Below are 8,430 nucleotides of genomic sequence, written 5' to 3'. Positions count from 1 at the left end.
CGCCGGTTTCGGTGCCGAGGTCAAGCGCCGCATCATCTTGGGTACCTACGCTTTGCCCAAAAATGCGCCCGCTCTACGGGGCGCATTTTTGGGGGACGGGCGCATTTTTGATTCCTAGAGTTGGCGGAGCGTGGGCCGCTGGTTATTTTCCGAGGAATTTGGCGTATTTCTTCGCTGCTGTGTCCAAGGCCTTCATTTGCGCCAGACTAATTCCTGCAAAAAGCTCCGGAAGTACGACGCCGGCCAGTTGCCTTTGCTTCTCCCCCGCACCCTGCGCTTTGCGCCAGGTGCCCACCACTTGCCCGCCCACTAGAACAGTCGCCTTGAACATCCCGTTATTGCCAGGCACCGTCAACGGGGCGTGTTGCGGGGCCAGTGCGGCGCTGCGGTCCGTGTAGCCCAGCAGATATTCGTCGAATCCTGGAAGTAGGAGGAGCGATCTGACGCCGGGGACGTTCGCTTTTGAGGTGCTGCCTCCGAGCAGCTCTACCGTTTCCGGAGCCAAATAGTAGTTGACACCGTTGCAGTCGATTGTTTCCAGCTGCTCCTTCACCTGTGCAAGCCCTGCGTTGATGTCCTTGAGGGTCAGCTTGGCCCACCACTGGAAGTCCTTGATGGTTGCCGGTCCGTGGCTGCGGAAGTAGCGCAGTGTTAGCTCGGCCAAGGCTTGGTCCCGTTCCAGCACGCGCGGGTTCTTGATCCAGTGCTCGCTGCGGACAAAGAACTGGGTGTTGCCATTGCCGGCTGCGGTATTTATGGGGCCTTGCACCAATGTGCCCTGCAGACACAGCATGAGGATCAAATGTATCCCCCGTTGCGCTTTGGTCTGCTGCCCGGCCTGCTCAAAGGCGGCCAATAGGGCGTCCCGGGAGACTCTCCCGCCAGTCTGCTCGCAGCCGGGATGCCTCTCGCCTGACTGATCCAGCAGCGCAACGGCAAGCTCGCGCACTTTCTCAACATCCGTCGTCGTGATTCCCAGTTCACGGTGGCGGGCGGCCAAACTGGTGATCATTCGATCGCGGGTGAGGGCCAGAATCCAGCCCAGATCCTCGGCGGCGCTGACGTGGAGGGTCCCGCGCATGGGCCACGAGCGCACCAGCTCGCCGCGGTTGAAGGCTGCTTCAATGTCGGCGCGAGTGCTTCCGGGGCTCCGTAGACCGATGGACCACAGCGCGCCCGGGAAGTCCTGCCCCTGCAAGGCCGTCAGCGAACGCACAACGTCCACCGGCCCCGGTGTGGGACTGGTGGACGTTGGCAGGATTCCTTGTGCTGCAAGACGCAGCCGGGCAAGTGTGGGCGGGGTGAGTTTGACGCTCATTCACCCACTCTAATGGCGGCCGACGACGTGGTGGGCCCACGCGCCTGAGGATCCCCTGGCCGAGTATCCCGTGGCCTAGTATCCCGTGGCCGAGCGAAGCGAGGTTGGGGAGGGCTGGTGTCAGCGGGCGGTGCGCATGCTCGCCGTGATGGGGCACTCGAAGGGATCGCGCTGGCCCAGACCTACCTTGTTCAGGTATCGCATGACAATCATGTAGGACTGTCCCAGCGTGGTCTCCGTGTAGGTGATGTTGCGCTCGGCGCAGTACTCGCGAACCATCGGCTGAACGGCCTTGAGGTTCTTGGAGGACATGGTGGGGAACAAGTGGTGTTCGATCTGGTAGTTCAGACCACCCATGCCAACATCAACCCACCAGCCACCGGAAATGTTGCGGCTCATGAGGGTCTGGCGGCGCATGAAGTCGATCTTGACGTCCTTGGGAACTAGCGGCATGCCCTTGTGGTTGGGTGCGAATGCGCAACCCATGTACAGGCCCAGGCCCATGATCTGCACGGCTACGAATGCCAAGCCGATGCCCCAGCCCAGGAACCAGACGGTGAAGGCCGGAAGCAGAACGAGGCGGACTACGAGCAGTGCAATCTCGGCCGTGCGTTCAGGCACAACCTGCTTGCGGTCAAGGACTCGCTTGACCGCGGCGATGTGGAGGTCAAGAGCGGCCAGTGTCAGCAGCGGGAAGAAGAAAGCACCTTGGCGCCGGGCGAACCATTTGGCGAAGCCGGTGCGCTTGGCGGCGTTCTCGGGGTCGAATACGAGGGCGCCGGGATCGATGTCGCCGTCAACACCAATCTTGTTCGGGTTCAGGTGGTGCTTGCCGTGCTTGTTCATCCACCAGCCGTAGCTGAGGCCAACAAACAGGTTTCCGGTGATGCGGGCCAGCCATGCGTTCTTCTTCGCGGAGGCGAACACCTGACGGTGGGCGGCGTCGTGGGAAATGAAGGCGGTCTGCGTGCACATAAAGGCGAAGAGCACGGCCGTGATCATCTGCCACCAGGTCTGCCCCAGTGTCAGGAACAACGCCAGCACCGCCAAGTAGCCGATGCCTTGGCGGATCATGCGCAGCACGTACCATTTGATGTCGCGCTCCATGTAGCCAGCGGCGCGGACCTGCTCGGTCAGCTGGATGAAATCGGTGACGTGGCGGTCGCGGGCAGGACGTTTCTTAGCTGGCTTGGGCAGCACAGTGGCTTCATCCAGTACATCCGGGGTGTCAAGTATTGCCGATGACATGAGGCTCCTCGCGCTGGCCCGCCCGAAGGAATCACCAGTTAATAGAAATCAGAATCTTTCCATTAACACTATGAAAATCCTGGGCGGTCCACATCACACTCGGGAGCCGTCTTAACCCCCTACCCGGGTAGGGGTGCGCGCCGGTGTTGAGCCCACGACCGCGAGGGGCCCCGGCCGAGGTACGAGGTTGGGGAGCGGTGTTGGGGAGCGGGTGGGGACTACAGCGTGCAACCCACCAGCACTGGTTCGGGAACCAGGGTGATACCGAATTCACGCACGACGCCGTCCCGCACCTCGCGCGCGATCGCCAGGATATCCTCGGCGCGAGCCCCGCCACGGTTGGTGATGGCGAGGCTGTGCTTCGTGGACAGGGAAGCGCGCGGCGGGGTCCCGGCGTCGTACTTGGTATTTGTGAGTTCACCGGCCAACCCAAAGCCCTTGGCGAACCCTGCGTGCTCAATGAGCCAGGCGGCGCTGAGTTTGACCAGTTCGTCTACTGGCCAGCGCGGGGCGTCCTCGGGCAGAGTTGCGGCGATCTCGGCGGAGACAATGGGGTTGGTGAAGAAGGAACCGGTGGAGAAGGTGTCGCGGTCGGCCGGGTCAAGGACCATGCCCTTGGATGCGCGCAGGGCCAGCACGGTGCGGCGTAGTTCCAGCGAATTGGCGCGCTTGCCCACCTCTACTTCGAGGCGGCGGGCCAGCTCGGCATATTTCACGGGTGCACTCATGCGGCCCAGCAGCAGCTGGAATTCCACGGTCAGGACCACATAGCGCGGGGAGCCGTTGACGGTGGCGGCCTTCAACAATGAATCACGGTAGCCGAACTTCAGCTCATGGTTGGTGAAGGTGTGGACAGCGTTTTTCTCCCTGTCCCAGGTGCGTACGGCGGCAATGGTCTGTGCCACCTCGCTGCCGTAGGCGCCCACGTTTTGCACGGGCGTTGCCCCTGCGCTGCCGGGAATGCCGGAGAGTGCTTCGAGCCCACTCCAGGCATGGAGCACCGTTTGGTGGACAAAGTCGTCCCAGTTGTGGCCGGCCTGCACAACCACCGAGGCGCCACCGCAGGAGTCTTCTGAATTCGCCACGAAACCCTGGCTGGCGATCTTCAGAACGGTGCCGGCGAAGCCGTCGTCCGAGACCAGCAGATTGGAGCCACCGCCAAGGATTAGAAGTGGCTCACCGGACTCGTCCGCGGCCTTGACAGCTGCAATAATCTCCGCTTCGGTGGTGGCCTCAACGTAGTTGCGGGCGGGGCCTCCCACGTCAAGGGTGGTCAGGGAACTCAGAAGCTTTTGCTCATTCACCAGTCCAGACTATCGCTTGAGGGCGGGCTCTTTCGCGTCCAGATACGCGGGCTTGCGCACCACCGGTGTCAGGAAGAAGGCAATGACCAACATGACGAGCACTGCCAGCAGTGAGTTCAGCACGCCCACGTGCTCTGCCAGCAGGCCCAGCAGCGGCGGTCCTCCGAGGAAGGCGCCATAGCCAACGGTGGAGACTACCGAGACCCGCGCGGCGGCATGTTCAGGATCGTCGGAAGCGGCAGACATTGCCACCGGGAAGCCCAGCGCGGAGCCGAGTCCCCAGAACACCAGTGCGGCCAAAGCGACCTCGGCGTTTGGCGCAAACACGAATAGGCCTAAGCCAATGATGGCCAGTGCTGCACCCACGCGCAGGACGCTGACCCGACCAAACTTGTCCAGCACCACGGTTCCAGCAAAACGCCCAATGGTCATGGCGGAAACGAAGATGCCGTATCCAATAGCTCCAATTGCGGCGGTAGAACCGTAACCATCCACCATGGCGAGGGCCACCCAGTCCCCTGCCGCACCTTCGGCTAGGCCCAGACCCAGCACGAGTGCACCCAGCATCAAGGTGCGCGGATCACGCCAGGCGGCAGCGATCTTCGCCTTGCCAGCCTTCTTCGCCGCCGCGGCTTTCTCGGCGCTCAACGTTGTGGTGGCGCCGGTGGTTCCGGTGGCGCCGACTGTGATGATCGGGATGGGTCCGGTGCCTGGAACTGCGCCGGAGTCGCCCAGATCAACCATGGCACCCGAAGAGTTCATCTTGTCAGCCTGGTAATGGCTGGTGCCGATCAGAACGGCACCACAGACGGCAAGGGAAATCACGCCCAGGTGGAGGGCAACTGGGACGTGCAAGGACGCGGCCAGCGCACCCAAGCCGGCACCGGCCACGGTGCCGATGCTGAAGGCTCCGTGCAGGCGCGGCATGATGTGCCGGCCCAACGCCCGTTCAACAGCGGCTCCTTCAATATTGGAGGAGGTGTTCCAACTGCCCGTACCAAGGCCCACCATGACGAGCCCGGCCCCCACCACCAGCGTGTCGGTAAATACCGTGGCGCCCAATCCTACGATCAGAACACCGATGGTTTGGATGATGCTGCCAACCCGGGAGGTGAGTTTTGAGCCAAGGCGCAACACCACCAAACCGGACACGGCCACCGAGACAAATGATCCCAGAGACATGCATAACAGCATCAGCCCGATCTCCCCAGGTGTCAGCCCCAGGTCATCGCGGATGGCAGGAATGCGTGAAACCCAGGTGGCAAAAACCAGCCCGGAACCGGCGTATGCGGTGACGACACCGTTACGCCAAGCGGAAACCTGGCTCACGCCACCCGAACCACGGCTTGGGACTTGACGAGAACCTTCTGGCCATCCAAGGTGACGGTCAAATCGATACGTGCGGTCCCGGCGTCGGAATCCAGAGCGCCAACCACACCCGCCACTTCCACGACGGCACCGGGCTCGCCATCGAGATCGGCTACGGGAACCGGCTTAGTGAAGCGAGTTCCATAAGATACGACGGCGCCCGGGTCACCGATCCAGTCGGTCACCAACTGCACTGCCGCGCCCATGGTGAACATGCCGTGCGCAATGACGCCGGGTAGCTCTACCTCACGGGCGAAGCGTTCGTTCCAGTGGATCGGGTTGAAGTCCCCCGAAGCGCCGGCGTACTTAACCAGGTCGGCCCGGCTGATCTCCAAGGTGCGTGAGCCGATCTCGGTCCCGACGGCTAGGTCTGCGATGTTTACTGTGGCAGTCATTACTGTCCCTCTCCGCGCACCAGGATGGCGGACACTGTGGTGGCGACAGCAACGCCGTCGACCGTTGAAATTTCAGCGCGAGTGGTGATCATGGCCCCGCCACCCATGGCACGGACCGTGTCCACGTGCAGCGCGGCAAGCAGCTCGTCGCCGGCCACGATGGGGCGGTGGTGGGTGAACCGCTGTTCGGCGTGCACCACACGGGAGAAATCAATCCCGGAATCGGAATCATTGATCAACAGGGCGTCGGCACGCTGCGCCACGATGATGGCGTAGGTGGGCGGCGCAACAAGATCGGCATGGCCCAAAGCCTGAGCTGCGGAAACGTCAAAATGGGCTGCATGGGTGGCTTTGACGGCCCTGGCGAAGTCGCGAATGGACTCCCTGCCAACACTGTACGGTTCACCTAATGCGTAGCTGCGCCCCTGCAGCTCTGGGTTGATGGTCATGGGCTTAAGCGTATAGCCCGGACGAGGGCTGGCGCACACTAAGACCGCGGTTCGGACCGCATTCGCCCAACAATGGCCAGCAAGGAGTCCAGATCCATGTTTTCCTGCCCACCGTCTGGCTTTTTCAGTCCTGTGGGGAAGCCAAAGAGGGCCGCGTTGTAGTACATGCCGTCGCCCAGCAGGAGGATTGCCCTGGCCACGGCCGGATCGCCAACGTCGCTCAGGATCAGTTCAAACCAACGGGCATGCAACTCGTTGAATGCTTGGCGGACGGTGTCGTCGTCACTTTGGATCAGCCGGTGGGCCGCCACGATGCAGCGATCAAAGGGTGTGCCACCGAATACGCTGGTTCGAATGTAGTAGCTGGCGCAGCCCTCGGGGTCCTTAGCCATGGCCACAAAGTCCTGCTCCGCGAACTCGCGGACTTGCGCGAGCAACCCATCGGTGAGCGCTTCCTTGTTTTTGAAGTGGTACAGCAATCCGCCCTTGGAGACGCCAGCTGAAGCGGCGACGGCGTCCAAAGTAGCCGCCTGCGGACCGTCCCCATTAAGGAGGTCAACATAGGCGACAAGAACCCGTTCACGTGCGGAGGGTTGATTAGTCATGAGACAACCCTACAAGAAGTGATGCACTAAACCGTCCAGACGGTGCACTAAACCGTCTGGACGGTATAGAATTGCTGTTATGGCTTTGACACACACCGCACCCACAAAAAGCTCCCCGGAGAGCACTCCACGCGCCGGCGTCCGCTCCTGGATCGCCCTAGCTGTGCTGATGCTGCCGGTTTTGCTGGTCTCTGTCGATAACACGGTGCTGAGCTTTGCCATCCCTTCCATCTCCTTGGCCCTGACGCCCTCGGCGTCCGAGCTGCTGTGGATCATCGACGTTTACCCCCTGGTGCTGGCGGCGTTGCTGGTTCCAATGGGGAGCATGACCGATAGATTTGGTCGCCGTAAACTCCTCCTCATCGGCAGCACCGGCTTCGCCGTGGTTTCTGTATTTGCTGCCTTTGCACCGAATGCTGGAGCACTGATCGGCTACCGCGCACTCTTGGGCCTCTTCGGCGCCATGCTGATGCCCGCAACGCTGTCCCTGATCCGCAACCTGTTCCTGCACCCCGGCCAGCGCCGGACAGCCATAGCCGTCTGGGCTGCCGGGTTCTCCGGTGGAGCTGCGCTAGGCCCTATTGTGGGCGGCTTTATCCTGGAGCACTTCTGGTGGGGCGCTGTATTCCTCATGAGCGTGCCCGTACTGATCCCCTTGTTGATCCTGGCTCCCATCTTTGTGCCGGAGTCCAAGGACCCAAATCCGGGCAAGATCGATGTGTGGAGCATCTTGTTGTCTTTCGGCGCCATGGTGCCCACAATCTTCGGCATCAAGGAGATCGCCCAGTCCGGATTCTCCGTCATCAACCTGGCACTCATTGTGGCTGGTGTTGCTCTGGGTGTGGTGTTTGTGCGCCGGCAGATGCGCCGCGAGAACCCCATGATGGATGTATCACTGTTCAAGAATCCCGTGTTCAGCGGCAGTGTCAGCGCCAACTTGTTGAGCATCTTTGCGCTGGTCGGTTTCTTGTACTTCATCACCCAGCATTTGCAGTTGGTCGTGGGCCTGTCGCCCACGCATGCCGCCTATGTTCTGGTGCCGGGCTTGGCCATCACCGTGATCTTTGGATTACTGGCCGCCAAGCTTGCGAATCACATCCGGCCCTCACGGCTAGTGGTGATTGGGCTGTTGCTCAATGCCTCAGCCTTCTTGATCGTGTGGCTGAACACCGACGGTTCCGTTCTTGGCATCATGATCGCCTTCGCCGTCCTCGGCGCTGGGGTGGGAACCGCAGAGACCATCTCCAATGACTTGATCCTGAGTGCTGCACCGCCCACGAAGGCTGGTGCTGCATCTGCCATCTCTGAGACTGCTTACGAGGTGGGATCAGTGTTGGGAACCGCCGTCTTGGGTAGTGTTTTGGCCGCCGCTTACCGCATGAATGTGGTGATTCCGAAGAGCGTCTCGGCCGCCGATCATGAGACCGCGTCGCAGACCTTGGGTGGTGCCATCGATGTGGCAGCTTCGTTGCCCGCAGCACAGTCCAATGCGCTGCTGGAATCTGCCAAGCACGCTTTCGATTCCGGCCAGGGCACCGTGGCCATGGTCAGCGTTATAGTCATGCTTGTTGCGGCCCTGATGTGTGCGTGGACTTTGCGCAGTGCCGTCAGCACGCCGGAGCCGGTGGAACACTAAGCAGGGCGAGCGGCAGCCACCTGGCACCCTGCCTACGCTGTGGAATGACGATCAGCGCTTCATTGATTCCTACTTGAGCGCGTTTGAGGGCTTTTACGTCACGGGCG

8 protein-coding genes are annotated in these 8,430 nt (G+C 61.6%); 1 reads left to right on the top strand and 7 read right to left on the bottom strand.

Annotation, left to right across the window (positions count from 1 at the left end; genetic code table 11):
• Window positions 1-142 precede the first annotated feature (142 nt).
• The 7 genes from AB0O97_RS20070 to AB0O97_RS20040 form a co-directional block, all read right to left on the bottom strand.
• Entirely contained in the window at window positions 143-1,318 is a 1,176-nt protein-coding gene (locus AB0O97_RS20070) for a winged helix DNA-binding domain-containing protein (RefSeq protein ID WP_363843203.1), read from the bottom strand.
• Window positions 1,319-1,438: 120 nt separating this feature from the next.
• On the bottom strand, window positions 1,439-2,566 hold the full coding sequence (locus tag AB0O97_RS20065) for an acyl-CoA desaturase (RefSeq protein ID WP_363843200.1): 1,128 nt from the start codon (window positions 2,564-2,566) through the stop codon (window positions 1,439-1,441).
• A 218-nt stretch (window positions 2,567-2,784) separates the two neighbouring features.
• Window positions 2,785-3,870 carry a UDP-N-acetylmuramate dehydrogenase gene (locus AB0O97_RS20060; RefSeq protein WP_363843197.1) on the bottom strand — a complete coding sequence of 362 codons (1,086 nt, stop codon included), beginning with the start codon at window positions 3,868-3,870 and terminating at the stop codon, window positions 2,785-2,787.
• Window positions 3,871-3,879: 9 nt separating this feature from the next.
• A complete protein-coding gene (locus tag AB0O97_RS20055; protein WP_363843194.1) occupies window positions 3,880-5,199 on the bottom strand; it encodes an MFS transporter in 1,320 nt (439 codons plus the stop codon).
• The gene (locus AB0O97_RS20050; RefSeq protein ID WP_363885020.1) at window positions 5,196-5,633 is read right to left on the bottom strand and encodes a MaoC family dehydratase; all 438 of its coding nucleotides are present in this window, start codon (window positions 5,631-5,633) and stop codon (window positions 5,196-5,198) included. Before AB0O97_RS20050 ends, AB0O97_RS20055 begins: the two co-directional genes overlap by 4 nt.
• Complete coding sequence (locus AB0O97_RS20045; RefSeq protein WP_363843188.1) at window positions 5,633-6,082, bottom strand: MaoC family dehydratase N-terminal domain-containing protein; 450 nt, start codon at window positions 6,080-6,082, stop codon at window positions 5,633-5,635. The genes AB0O97_RS20050 and AB0O97_RS20045 overlap by 1 nt, the downstream gene beginning before the upstream one ends.
• A gap of 38 nt (window positions 6,083-6,120) precedes the next feature.
• A complete protein-coding gene (locus tag AB0O97_RS20040; protein WP_363885018.1) occupies window positions 6,121-6,687 on the bottom strand; it encodes a TetR/AcrR family transcriptional regulator in 567 nt (188 codons plus the stop codon).
• 79 nt (window positions 6,688-6,766) lie between these two features.
• On the opposite strand from AB0O97_RS20040, the gene AB0O97_RS20035 reads away from it, so the two are divergent.
• The gene (locus AB0O97_RS20035; RefSeq protein WP_363885016.1) at window positions 6,767-8,323 is read left to right on the top strand and encodes an MFS transporter; all 1,557 of its coding nucleotides are present in this window, start codon (window positions 6,767-6,769) and stop codon (window positions 8,321-8,323) included.
• Window positions 8,324-8,430: the final 107 nt, after the last annotated feature.

It is taken from the genome of Specibacter sp. NPDC078692, assembly GCF_040686835.1.
Lineage (GTDB): Bacteria > Actinomycetota > Actinomycetes > Actinomycetales > Micrococcaceae > Specibacter.
Note: the sequence above shows the minus strand (reverse complement) of the source record. Positions and strands in the feature narration are given on the sequence as shown.